The organism is Streptomyces durbertensis (assembly GCF_014156695.1).
In the GTDB taxonomy this organism is placed as follows: Bacteria; Actinomycetota; Actinomycetes; order Streptomycetales; family Streptomycetaceae; genus Streptomyces; species Streptomyces durbertensis.
This window is the reverse complement of record NZ_WMLF01000169.1, coordinates 1-10,772: the sequence shown is the minus strand read 5'-3', so window position 1 is coordinate 10,772 and position 10,772 is coordinate 1. Positions and strand designations below refer to the sequence as shown.

General features: G+C 73.6%; 10 protein-coding genes. 5 read left to right on the top strand and 5 right to left on the bottom strand.

Features of this window, described 5'->3' with window-relative positions:
• Window positions 1–52 precede the first annotated feature (52 nt).
• The 5 genes from GL263_RS13425 (at window position 53) to GL263_RS13405 (ending at window position 4,680) form a co-directional block, all read left to right on the top strand.
• The gene (locus tag GL263_RS13425) at window positions 53–1,312 is read left to right on the top strand and encodes an NAD(P)/FAD-dependent oxidoreductase (RefSeq protein WP_182855913.1); all 1,260 of its coding nucleotides are present in this window, start codon (window positions 53–55) and stop codon (window positions 1,310–1,312) included.
• 30 nt (window positions 1,313–1,342) lie between these two features.
• Window positions 1,343–1,708, top strand: coding sequence for an Rv2175c family DNA-binding protein (locus tag GL263_RS13420; protein WP_182855912.1), 366 nt, complete (start codon window positions 1,343–1,345; stop codon window positions 1,706–1,708).
• An 83-nt stretch (window positions 1,709–1,791) separates the two neighbouring features.
• Window positions 1,792–2,466, top strand: coding sequence for a thiamine phosphate synthase (gene thiE / locus GL263_RS13415; protein ID WP_182855911.1), 675 nt, complete (start codon window positions 1,792–1,794; stop codon window positions 2,464–2,466).
• Between the two features lie 80 nt (window positions 2,467–2,546).
• Window positions 2,547–3,464, top strand: a complete 918-nt coding sequence (gene metF, locus GL263_RS13410; RefSeq protein WP_182855910.1) for a methylenetetrahydrofolate reductase [NAD(P)H] — start codon at window positions 2,547–2,549, stop codon at window positions 3,462–3,464.
• A gap of 19 nt (window positions 3,465–3,483) precedes the next feature.
• Window positions 3,484–4,680 carry a hypothetical protein gene (locus GL263_RS13405; RefSeq protein WP_182855909.1) on the top strand — a complete coding sequence of 399 codons (1,197 nt, stop codon included), beginning with the start codon at window positions 3,484–3,486 and terminating at the stop codon, window positions 4,678–4,680.
• A gap of 22 nt (window positions 4,681–4,702) precedes the next feature.
• Here the strand turns inward: GL263_RS13405 and GL263_RS13400 are convergent, their stop codons facing one another.
• From GL263_RS13400 to GL263_RS13380, 5 genes are all read right to left on the bottom strand, one after another.
• Window positions 4,703–6,121 carry a phytoene desaturase family protein gene (locus GL263_RS13400; protein WP_182855908.1) on the bottom strand — a complete coding sequence of 473 codons (1,419 nt, stop codon included), beginning with the start codon at window positions 6,119–6,121 and terminating at the stop codon, window positions 4,703–4,705.
• Between the two features lie 66 nt (window positions 6,122–6,187).
• The gene (locus GL263_RS13395; protein WP_182855907.1) at window positions 6,188–6,799 is read right to left on the bottom strand and encodes a DUF4126 domain-containing protein; all 612 of its coding nucleotides are present in this window, start codon (window positions 6,797–6,799) and stop codon (window positions 6,188–6,190) included.
• A gap of 247 nt (window positions 6,800–7,046) precedes the next feature.
• Window positions 7,047–7,688, bottom strand: coding sequence for a TetR/AcrR family transcriptional regulator (locus tag GL263_RS13390; RefSeq protein ID WP_182855906.1), 642 nt, complete (start codon window positions 7,686–7,688; stop codon window positions 7,047–7,049).
• A 55-nt stretch (window positions 7,689–7,743) separates the two neighbouring features.
• Window positions 7,744–9,948 (bottom strand): YhgE/Pip family protein, encoded by a 2,205-nt coding sequence (locus GL263_RS13385; RefSeq protein ID WP_182855914.1) that lies wholly within the window; start codon window positions 9,946–9,948, stop codon window positions 7,744–7,746.
• Complete coding sequence (locus tag GL263_RS13380) at window positions 9,920–10,768, bottom strand: ATP-binding cassette domain-containing protein (RefSeq protein ID WP_182855915.1); 849 nt, start codon at window positions 10,766–10,768, stop codon at window positions 9,920–9,922. Before GL263_RS13380 ends, GL263_RS13385 begins: the two co-directional genes overlap by 29 nt.
• Between the last annotated feature and the right edge of the window lie 4 nt (window positions 10,769–10,772).

The following is a 10,772-nucleotide window of genomic DNA, read 5'->3' as shown; positions in this document are numbered from 1 at the left end:
CGCGGGGACGGGCCGCGTCGGCGGCGGGGGCGGCAGAGCCTATGGTGACGGGGTGACCCCTCAGAGTGCTCAGACAGCAGAACCGCACGCGCTGATCGTCGGCGCCGGCCTGGCCGGGGTGCAGACGGCGGTACAGCTGCGGGAGGCCGGCTGGTCCGGCCCCGTGACCGTCGTCGGCGCGGAGGCGCACCCGCCCTACGACCGCCCGCCGCTGTCGAAGGCGGTGCTCACCGGGAAGGCGGAGGGCTCCACCTTCGAGGTGGACTTCGCCGCGCTGGACGTGGAACTCCACCTCGGCCGGCAGGTCTCGGCGCTGCGCCCCGACCGCCGTGTCATCGAGACCGACGCCGGCGAGGTGCCGTACGACCGGCTGGTGGTCGCGACCGGCTCCGAGCCACTGCTGCTGCCCGGCGCGGAGGGGGTGCCGGGGGTCCATCTGCTGCGGACCCTGGACGACGCCCGGGCGCTCCGCCCGGTGCTCGCCGAGGCCCGGCCGGTCGTGGTGGTGGGCGCCGGCTGGATCGGCGCCGAGTTCACCACGGCCGCCCGGGAGATGGGCTGCCCGGTGACGGTCGTGGAGGCCGGCGGACAGCCGCTGGCCGGGGCCCTGCCGCCGGAGGTGGCGGCGCCGATGCGGCAGTGGTACGCCGAGGCCGGCGCCGAACTGCGCACCGGTGTCGCGGTGACCGCCGTGCGGCCGGGCGAGGTGGAGCTGGCCGACGGCACCGTCCTGTCGGCGGACGCCGTGGTGGTCGGCATCGGCTCGCGGCCGGCGACGGGCTGGCTCGCCGGCTCCGGCGTCGAGCTGGGGCAGGACGGCGCCGTTCTCGTCGACGAGTGGCTGCGGACCTCGGTGCCCGACGTCTACGCGGTCGGCGACTGCGCCTCCTTCCCGTCCCGCCGCTACGGGCGGCGGCTGCTGGTGCACCACTGGGACAACGCGCTCCAGGGACCGCGCTCCGTCGCGCTCGACATGGTCGGCGGGGACAGCGGCCAGGCCGTGGACAGCGCGGTCGAGCCCTACGACCCCGTCCCCTACTTCTGGTCCGAGCAGTTCGGCCGTTTCATCCAGTTCGCCGGCCACCCGGGTGAGGGTGAGGAACTGCTCTGGCGCGGCGACCCGGGCGGCGCCTCGTGGTCGGTGTGCTGGCTGCGCGAGGGGCGGCTGACTGCGCTGCTGGCCGTGGGCCGGCCGCGCGACCTGGCGCAGGGCCGCCGGTTGATCGAACGCGGCGCGGGGCTGGACCGGAGGCTGGCCGAGGACCCCGCCGTACCGCTGAAGAAGGCCGCTTCGGCGGCGGGGGGTAGGTGATTGCCGGTCACTGGTGGCAGGCTTGGACTCGTGACCGAGATCGACACGAAGACAGATGCACTGGTCCCCGCCTGGCTCAACGTCCCCGAGGTGGCGGAGCGGCTGGGGATCGAGGTGACCCGGGTCCGCCAGCTGATCAGGGAGGGTCAGCTCATCGCCGTCCGGCGGGGCGAGAACCGGGTACTGATGATCCCGGCCGACTTCATCGGCGACGGCCGCGTGATCAAGGGCCTGTCGGGGACGCTCACGCTGCTGCGCGACGACGGCTTCACCGACGAGGAGATGCTGGAGTGGCTGTTCACTCCCGACGACACCCTGCCCGGCACCCCGGCGCAGGCGCTGCGGGAGAATCGCGGCACCGAGGTCAAGCGGCGCGCGCAGGCGCTGGCCGTCTGACCGCCACCACACCGTAGGCGTCCGGGCCCTGCTTCTGGTTCTCCGCCAGGGGCGGGCCCGGGCGCCCTGTCCAGGAGGGGCCCATGTCCCACGTGTCCTCGGCCACGGCCGCGCTCGCCGACGCCCGGCTGTACCTGTGCACCGACGCCCGGCGTGAGCGCGGCGACCTCCCCGGGTTCCTGGACGCCGTCCTCGCCGGCGGAGTGGACATCGTCCAGCTGCGCGACAAGGGCATGGAGGCCGCCGAGGAGCTGGACCACCTGGCCGTGTTCGCCGACGCCTGCCGCCGGCACGGCCGGCTGCTGGCGGTCAACGACCGCGCCGACGTGGCGCACGCGGCCGGTGCCGACGTGCTCCACCTCGGCCAGGGCGACCTGCCGGTGCCCGCCGCCCGCGCGATCCTGGGACCGACCCCGGACGACGTGCTGATCGGCCGCTCCACCCACGCGGAGGCCGAGGTGGACGCCGCACTCGCCGACCCGGGCGTCGACTACTTCTGCACCGGCCCCTGCTGGCCGACCCCCACCAAGCCCGGCCGGCACGCCCCCGGCCTCGACCTCGTCCGGCACGCCGCCAGGCGCACCGCCGAGACCGGCTCGGACCGTCCGTGGTTCGCGATCGGCGGGGTCAACGCCGACAACCTCGACCAGGTGCTGGAGGCCGGCGCCGACCGGGTCGTGGTGGTCCGCGCCCTCACCGAGGCCGCGGATCCCTACCACGCGGCGACCGAGCTGAGCAAGCGCCTCCGGGGTCGTTGATCGGCCAATTCACGAACGATCACGGTCCACTTGATGGACGCCGCTGCTCAGAGCCCTACCCGAGGGTTAGCCTGCGTGACATGGCCCTCGGTATCGCATCCACCAGAACGGACCGCGCGCTCACCATCCGTGAGCTGCTCGCCTCCGGCGAGCAGTCGTACTCCTTCGAGTTCAACTCGCCGCGATCGGAGAAGGGCGAGCGCACCCTGTGGAACGCCATCCGGCGGATCGAGGCGGTGCGCCCCACCTTCGTCTCGGTGACCTACGGCGCAGGCGGCTCCTCCCGGGAGGGCACCGTCCGGGCGACCGAGCGCATCGCCGCCGAGACCACGCTCACCCCCGTCGCCCACCTGACCGCCGTGAACCACTCGCGGGCCGAGCTGCGGAACATCATCGGCCAGTACGCGGACGCCGGTATCCGCAACATGCTCGCGCTGCGCGGCGACCCGCCGGGCGACCCGATGGGCGAGTGGGTGCCGCACCCCGAGGGCGTGACGTACGCCGTCGAACTGGTCGAGATGATCAAGGAGGCCGGCGACTTCTGCGTCGGCGTGGCCGCCTACCCCGAGATGCACCCCCGCTCCACCGACTGGGAGAGCGACATCCGGCACTTCGTCGACAAGTGCCGGGCCGGCGCCGACTACGCCATCACCCAGATGTTCTTCTACCCCGAGGACTACCTGAGGCTGCGCGACCGGGTCGCGGCGGCGGGTTGCCAGACCCCGATCATCCCGGAGATCATGCCCGTCACGAACGTGCGGCAGATCGAACGGTTCGCGCGGCTGAGCAACGCCACGTTCCCGCCCGAACTGGCGGAGCGCATCCTGGCGGTCAAGGACGACCCGGCCGCTGTACGCTCGATCGGAATCGAGTACGCCACGGAGCTGGCGAGTCGGCTGATGGACGAGGACATCCCCGGTCTTCACTTCATCACCCTCAACCACTCCACGGCGACGTTGGAGATCTACGAGAACCTGGGGCTGCACGAGAGGCCCTAGTCTCGCCGGGAGGGCGTACATGGGCTGGGCGGTCCTCTACATAGCGTTCGGCTGCGTCGCCGTCTGGCTCCTCGGTGAGGTACTGCTCCAGTACAAGGCGCGACTGCGCTGGAGGCTGCTGGCGTTCTTCGGCTTCCTCGGTGTGGTCCTCGGTGTGCTGACGCAGCTGATCGCGGTCATCCTGCTCGGCGCGGTCGCCTTCGGCGCCGGCCAGCTGTTCGTGACGCTGTCCTTCCGCAGCGGCTTCTCCACCGGCTGGTCACTGGGCGGGAAACCGGGCACCAGCCGGCGGCGCAGGGCCGAGGGCGGCGAGCCGTCCGCCCCGCCCCCCGCCGACGCCGAACCCGTCCTGAAGGTCTCCCAGCTGGAGGAGACCGCCAGCTACCTGCCGCAGCCGATGCCGGACGACACCGGCCAGTACGGCGTCTACGACCGCGCCGAGCCGGAGGACGCCCCCCGCACCGCCGCCGACACGTACGGCACACCGGCCGCCGGCGGCGCCTGGGCCTCCTCCGACCCGACCGGCGGCACCCCCGCAGGCGGCACCCCCGCCTACGACGCCGGCACCTACGGCACCGCCTCCTACGACACCGGTTCGTACGGCACGGCCTCCTACGACACCGGCTCCTACGACACGGCCTCCTACGACACCGGTTCGTACGGCACGGCCTCCTACGACACCGGCTCCTACGCGGCGACGGGCTGGCCCGACCAGGGGCTTCCCGGCACCCCGCCGGACCCGACCTCCCAGGACCAGCACAGCCCGGCGTTCGGCTACGGAGCCGCCGAGCAGTACCTCGGCCACCCCGGCCCCTACGGCGACGACGCCTCCACCCAGTCCTACGGCGACCAGGGCGCGCAGACGCAGGGCTACGACCCGCAGGGCTACAGCACCCCGTCGTACGACAACCGGCCCTACGACGCCCAGGGCTACGACCCCCGGTCCCACGGGTCCCAGGGCTACGACACGCAGGGGTACAACACCTCGGGCTACCCGGGCCAGGGCTACGACGACCAGGGCACCCCGTCCTACGGCGACCAGACCTACTCCGGTTACGGCGACCAGCCCTACGCCGGCTACCAGACGCCGGAGCCCGGCTACCAGGAGACGCCGCCCGGCGGTGTCTGGGTGCCGCAGCAGCGGGCTACCGAAGAGCCGCCGCAGCCGCCCGCCGACGGGCAGCCCGGCTACTACGACCCGCAGCAGCGCTACTGACGGCCCCGCCGCGGACGCGGCCTCAGCGGGAGCCGCGCCAGTCCGCGCCTTCCACGAACAGCCCGGCGGCCATCGCGCCCGACATCCCGGCGTGCGGCAGTCCGCCGCCCGGATGCGCCCAGCCGCCGACCGCGTAACAGCCCTTGAACCGGCCCGAGTTGGCCGCCGGCAGCGGGCGGCCGGCGAGCGCCGGCGGCGGCACCGCGCCGCCCGGGGCGCCGGTCTCCGCCTCCGTGTCCGCCGGGGTGCGGGAGACGTGCCACAGCAGTCGGTCGTCGAGGTCGGGCACGGCCCGCCCGGCGGCCGCCAACAGCCTCCGCACGTCGTCCTCGCCCGGCACCGTGCCCGCCGGTACGACGGTCGAGACCGTCACGGCCTCGTACTCCGCCGGCGCGGGCACGAGGCTCGGATCGTCCGGCCGCAGCACGCTGACCGGTTCGTCGCCGTGGACCACCGTCCGGTGGACGGTGCCGGCGGGACGCGGCCCGCGCAGGGCGAGCAGCAGCGTGTGCCGGGCGGTGGCGTCCGCGGGGGAGTGGCCGCCCTCGGGAGCGGTCGGGTCGGCCGGGACGTCGTCGGGGGCGAGCCGTCCGGTGCCGTCGACGACCGCGTCGGCGTCCACCGTCGTGCCGTCGGCGAACCGGACGCCGACGGCCCGGCCCTCCTCGACGACCACGCCCGCCGCCTCGGCGCCGTAGTGGAACTCCACCCGGCGCTCCAGACAGCGCTGGTGCACGGCGTCGGCCAGCGCCCGCATGCCGCCGAGCGGGTACCAGCTCCCGAACGTCTGCTCCAGGTAGACCAGCACCGACGCGGCGGCCGGCGCGGTCCGGGGGTCGAGCCCGTACAGGCGGGCGGCGGAGCACAGCATCCGCTCCAGTTCCGGGTCGCGCAGCTCGTCCCGGGCGATCTCGGCCAGCGTGGGGGTCCGCCGCCGCAGCAGGCCGCGCCGGCGCGCCGGGTAGGGGTCCGGCAGCGGCTGGTGCGGGCCGTCGACGGTGCGCGGCTCCTCCAGCAGTGGACGGCGGGTGGCGTCCCAGGCGGTGCGGGCGCGGTTCACCAGCGCCGTCCAGCGCTCGCCGGTGCCCGCGCCCAGCGCCTCGTCCAGCGCGCGGATGACACCGGCGCGGGAGGCCGCCGGCAGCGTCAACTCCCGGCCGTCCTCGAAGACGTGGCGTACGTCGGGATCGACCTGCCGCAGCTCGACGCGGTCCTCCAGCGCGGCCTTGCCGGTCTTGACGAAGAGGTCCCGCCACACGGCGGGCAGCGGCAGCAGGCCAGGCCCGGTGTCGAAGACGAAGCCGTCCTTCTCGAAGCGGCCCAGCGCGCCGCCGTATGTCTCGCCGCGTTCGTACACGGCGACCCGGTGCCCGGCGACGGCCAGCCGCGCCGCCGCCGCGAGCGAACCCATTCCGGCTCCGATGACCACGATCTCTGCCATGGCTGGGACTGTATCCGCCTCGCTGACCAGTACCGGAACCCTCCCCACGCGGCGGGAGCGGGGTTGCTAGCCGGCGGGTGGCCCCGCCAGCCCCTGCCGCTTCGCGAGCCGCCTCTCGCGGCGGCGGCGCAGGAAGGCCCGGATGCGGCGTACCAGGAAGAAGCTGACCAGGATGCCGAGCAGGAGCAGGACGGCGGCGACGATCGACGCCGCGACCGGATGGAAGATCGCGAAGGTGACCACACCGGCGACGGTCAGGTCCTCCAGCAGGCTGACCACGATGTTGCTGGCCGGCTCCGGCGAGGTGTTGACGGCCATCCTGGTGCCCGCCTTCACCAGGTGGCTGACCAGCGCCGTGGTGCCGCCGACGGCGCCCGCCGCGAGCTGCGACAGCGAACCGTCCTCGCCGGCGAGCAGCGCCGCCACCACACCGCCGGCCACCGGTCGCACGACGGTGTGCAGCGCGTCCCAGAAGCTGTCCACGTACGGGATCTTGTCGGCGACGGCCTCCACCAGGAACAGCACGCCGGCGACGATCAGCACGTCGGGGCGTTGCAACGCCTCCGGCACGTCGTCGGAGACGCCGGTCGCGCCGAACAGGCCGAGCAGCAGGACGACGGCGTAGGCGTTGATGCCGCTGGCCCAGCCGCTGGTGAAGATCAGAGGAAGTACGGACACGGCGGCGATCGTATCGGGACGGGCGCCACCGCGGACTGAGTACTCCTACTCAGGGCGGGAGTTGAGTACCCGCGCGGATGGGCCGCACCGCACCCGGGCGGCACAGTGGTGTGCGGCGGGGCGGCCCGCGCACCGCCGACACGTGGTGGCGGAGCGGCGGGCCGACCGGCCGCGACCGGACCGGCGTCGGCCACGCCGGTCCGCCAGGGGGAGCGGGGGGAACGAGGGGGCGCGGTCGGTGCCGGGGCTACCGGCACCGACCGTCGCCGCCCACCCTCCCCTGGATCAGCAGCGACAGCGCCGCGTGCACCTCGTCCAGCGAGCGCTCCGCCTGGAACGCCTTCCAGTCCAGCGCCGCGACCAGCACCATCCCGGTGAGTGCCGCCGCGGTGAGCTGCACGTCGATCTCGGCGCTGAACTCGCCCTCCGCGACGCCCCTGCGCAGCACCTCCTCCACCACGGCGACCGCCCGCGCCCGGGAGACCATCAGCGTGTCCTGCCAGGCCCGCCCGGTCCGCCACAGCTCGGCCACGTACAGCTGGGTGAAGGCCGGATAGCGGTCGATGAACAGCAGCCCGGCCCGGATCATCGCGTCCAGCTCGTCCACCCGGCTGCCACCGCCTCCGGCGGCGGCTCGGGAGGCTTCGAGCAGCTCACCGCTCAGCAGGTCGACGCCGTGCTTCAGCAACTCCTCGAACAGTTCGGTCTTGCTCGCGAAGTTGTAGTAGACGGTGCCCTTCGCCACGCCGGCGCGCTCGGCGATCTCCTCCACGGTGGTGGAGGAGAAACCCTGCTCGGCTATGAGCGTCACCGCCGCCTCGTAGAGCTTCTGCCGGGTGGCCGCCCGGCGGGCGCCGCCCCGGGTGCCCGTGCCGCTGTCTGTCCTCATCTGGCCGGTCTTCTCCTCATGCGGTCCTCTCCTCGTCGGGTTCCGGTCCGGGCCGTCACAGGGACAGCTCCGGATGCAGCCGCTTCATCGTCCACACGGCACTGCGACGCGCGGTGAGCGCCGTGAGGGCGAGAGCACCCACGGTAAAGGCAACAAGCACGCCGCACGCCTGCCACACCGCGCCCAGGTCGCCTCCGGTGATCAGCACCCGCAGCGCCGCCACCACATGGCTCATCGGCAGGAACGGGTGGATCGCGTTGAAGAAGCCGGGGCTGGTCTCCACCGGGTAGGTGCCGCCCGCCGACGTCAGCTGGAGCATCAGCACGGCGAGCACCAGGATGCGGCCCGCCGGGCCGAACTTGGCGTTCAGCCACTGGATGATCGCCGCGAAGCAGACCGTCACCAGCAGCAGGAAGCCCACCGTGCCGGCGGCGCGGTCCATCTCCAGACCGAGGCCGTAGCGCAGCACCGCCATCAGCGTCAGCACCTGCGCCACCCCGATGGCGGCCACCGGCAGCAGACCGGCCAGCGCCGTGCGCCACGCCGGAGCGCCGGCGGCCAGCGCACGCCGGTTCAGCGGCGCCAGCAGCATGTAGCAGACCATCGCGCCGACCCACAGGGAGAGCGGGATGAAGTACGGCGCGAAGCCCGTGCCGTAGTTGGCCGCCGCGTTGCTGTTCTCGGTGACCAGCCGGATCGGGTCGGCCATCACCTCGCTGCGCTCCTCGCGGTCCTTTTTGTCGTAGTCGGGGATCTTCTCCGCGCCGTCCCGCAGCCCCTTGGACAGCTCGCCGGAGCCGTCGGCCAGCTTGAACAGGCCGCCGTCCAACGAGCGGGCGCCGGAGGAGATGTCGGCCAGGCCGCTGTCGAGGCGGCCGGCGCCGCCGGCGGCGGAGGCCAGACCGGTGTTCAGCTGACGCATGCCCTTGTCGATGCTCTGCGCGCCCCGGTGCAGGGCGTTGGCGTCCCGGACGGCCTTGTCCAGCTCGGCGCCGAGGTTCGGCGCCCGCTTCTCGATCTCCCGGGCGGTCCGCTCCAGCTTGGCGAGGTCCCGCTGAAGGCTGTCGAGGTTGCCGCCGTTCTCCCTGACGTGCTTGCTCACCGTCTCGGCCAGCTCGGCGGCCTTGCGGCCCTCGTCGACGTTCCGCTTGAACTCCGCGCAGTCCACGCCGTCGGCGGGGGACACCGAGCGCGTGGCGCTGTCGTCGGGTCCCGCCGCCTCGCCGCCGCCGTCGCCGTCGCTGCCGGGCGCGGTGCCCTCGCCCGGGGCGGGCAGCCCGCCGGGGCGCTCGCAGACGGCCGAGTAGACCTTCGCCGAACCGTCGGCCGCCCGGCGGCCGAGCCGGGCCGACTCCTGGGAGTCCCGGGGCAGTGCGGCGACCACCCGCCGGGCCGTGGCGGCGCCGTCCGCGACCTCGCCGGCCACGGTCGCGATGTCCTCACCGGCCTTCGGCTTGGCCAGCGGCTCCAGCTGCTTCGTGCGCTTGTTCACCTCGTCGACGAGCTGCTTGGTGCCCTCGGTCAACTTCCCCGTGCCCTCGACAAGGCGGGCGCTGCCCCGGTGCAGGTCGCCCACGCCCTGCTTGAGGTCGGCGCTGCCCTGCTTGGCCTTCGCCGAACCGTCGGCCAGCTCCCCTGAACCGTCCTTCGCCTTGCCCAGGCCGTCGTCCAGCTCCTTGGCGCCGTCGGCGGCGTCCGAGGTGGCCTTGTGGAGGGAGGAGAAGGAGATGAAGATGCGGTCGTAGAAGCCGCCGGAGGTGCGGGTCGAGGCGGAGGCGCGCACCTCGGAGAACACCGTCCGCGAGATCTGCCCGACGATGTAGTTGTTGGAGTCGTTGGTGTGGACGCGCAGCGCGCCGGTCTCCGGGTCGTCACCCGAGCTGGAGGCGACCTTGGCGCTGAAGTCGTCGGGGATCGTCAGCGACAGGTAGTACGTGCCGTCGGCGACACCGCGTTCCGCCTCGGCGGCGTCGACCTCCCGCCAGTCGAAGGTGTCGCTGTCCCGCAGGCCCTCCACGATGTCGTCGCCGGCGGTGATCCGCCGCCTGTCGCCGTCGTCCTCCTTCACCGTGGTGCCCCGGTCCTCGTTGACCAGGGCGACCGGGATGCGGTCGAGCCGGTCGTACGGGTTCCAGAACGACCACAGGTACAGGGCCCCGTACAGCAGCGGGATCAGCAGCATCGCGGCCATCGCCGCGCGTGGCAGCTTCCCCCTGCCGAAACGCTTCAGCTCAAGCGCGGCGAGCCTCGGCGAGCGCATCGTCGGCATCCCCCTTCACGGTGGTGGTGTCCTCGCCGTCGGCGTCGGTCCCGCCGTCGGCCTCCGTCGCGCCGTCGGTCTTGCCGCCGGTGGCGGTCTTGTCGTCCGTGACGGCCTCGTCGTCCATGACGGCTTTGTCGTCCTTGTCGGTGCCCCTTGCGCCCGTGCGGACGACAAGGGCGTCCGGCGGTGCCTGGCTGCACACCGCCAGCACGGTGACGCCGCTGTCGGCGACCGTCCGCAGCAGGTCCCAGGCCGACGCCCGTTCGGCGTCCGACAGCTTCATGTCGAGGTCGTCGACGGCCAGCAGGCGTGGCCCGTCCAGCAGGGCGAGCGCCACGCCCAGCCGCAGCTCCTCCAGCCGTTCCAGGTCCCGCACGGTGGTGCGCAGCCCCCGGGTGAGCGTGTCGGGGTCGAGGCCGGCGAGGTCGAGCGCCGCCCGGATGCGGGCCTGCCGCTCGGTGTTCCGCTCCAGCCGCCAGCCGCGCAGGTAGCGGCGCAGCAGCGACCGTTCGCGCAGCTGCTCGGCGACGGTGAGCGCCGGGTCGAGGTCGGTGACGCCGGGCACCGGGCCGAGCGCGGAGACCGCGCGGACCGCGGCCATCTTCTTCGGCAGCGGATGCCCTCCGACGCGCGCGGTCCCCGAGGTCACGCGCATGCGGCCGGTGAGGGCCAGCAGCAGACAGGTGCGCCCGGAGCCGGAGGGGCCCTCCACGGCGACGAGTGAACCGGGTGGCGCCTGGACGTCCACGTCCTCGAAGACCGGGCCGCGCGGCCCGGCCATGCCCAGGCGTTCGGCGGTGATTCCCGCCCCTGGCATACAC